The 1043-nt window shown below is 60.2% G+C and carries 1 pseudogene; it reads left to right on the plus strand.

The annotated features are described in order from the left end of the window. Positions 1-1043, plus strand: a pseudogene (locus CQ002_RS28065) (RHS repeat protein); the annotation flags it as partial.

The following is a 1043-nucleotide window of genomic DNA, read 5'->3' on the forward strand; positions in this document are numbered from 1 at the left end:
TACGCCGACGGCCTGCACCTGATCAGCCGCCGCATCAACGCCGATGGCAGCCAGGTCAAATACCGTTACGACAACGTTCGGCTGCTGCTGACCGAGATCGAGAATGAAGTCGGCGAGACCTACAAACTCGCTTACCACCCTAATGGCCTGATCCAGCAGGAAACCGGATTTGACGGACAGCGCACCGCTTACGTCTACGACCTCAACGGCAACCTGCAGGAAAAGACTGAACACGGTGATGACGGTAGTCGGCTGGTTACTCGCTATGAGCGCGACCATGCCGGTCGACTCGTAGGAAAAACCCTGCCCGACGGTAACAAGGTTGATTACGCCTACGACCGCCAAGGCAATCTCCTAAGCGTCGACGACGGCCACTGGGCCCTGACCTATGAGTATGACGTCCAAAATCGCCTCACCGCCGAACACCAAGGCTGGGGCACCCTGCGCTACGGCTACGACGCCTGCGGCCACCTTCATAACCTGCGCCTGCCGGACAACAACCGTCTCACCTTCAACCACGCCAAAGGCGGTCACCTCGCCACCGTCGAACTGAACGGCGAAACCCTGACCTCTCATCTCTACAAAGCCGGCCAGGAGCACCAACGCCAACAAGGCCAACTGATCAGCCACTACCACTATGACGACCAGCAGCGCCTGCACGCTCACGCCGTCACCCAGCAGGCATACACCCTTTATCAACGCCAGTACGACTACGACAAATCAAGCAACCTCACCCGCCTGCTCGACACCCGCAAAGGTGAACACCGCTACCACTACGACCCCCTAAGCCGCCTCACCCGCGCCGACCACACCCAAGACGAGCAGGAACGCTTCGGCCATGACCCGGCCGGCAACCTGCTCATGCAAGACCGCCCCGGCCCCGATATCGTCGCCGGCAATCGCCTGATGATCCAGGGTGACCACCATTACGACTACGACGCCTACGGCAACCTGATCCGTGAGCGACGCGGCAAAGGCCACACCCTCGTCACCGAATACCGCTACGACTGCCAGCATCGCCTGATTGGCATTAAGACGCCCAA

Source organism: Pseudomonas sp. MYb13 (genome assembly GCF_002980075.1).
Classification (GTDB): Bacteria; Pseudomonadota; Gammaproteobacteria; order Pseudomonadales; family Pseudomonadaceae; genus Aquipseudomonas; species Aquipseudomonas lurida.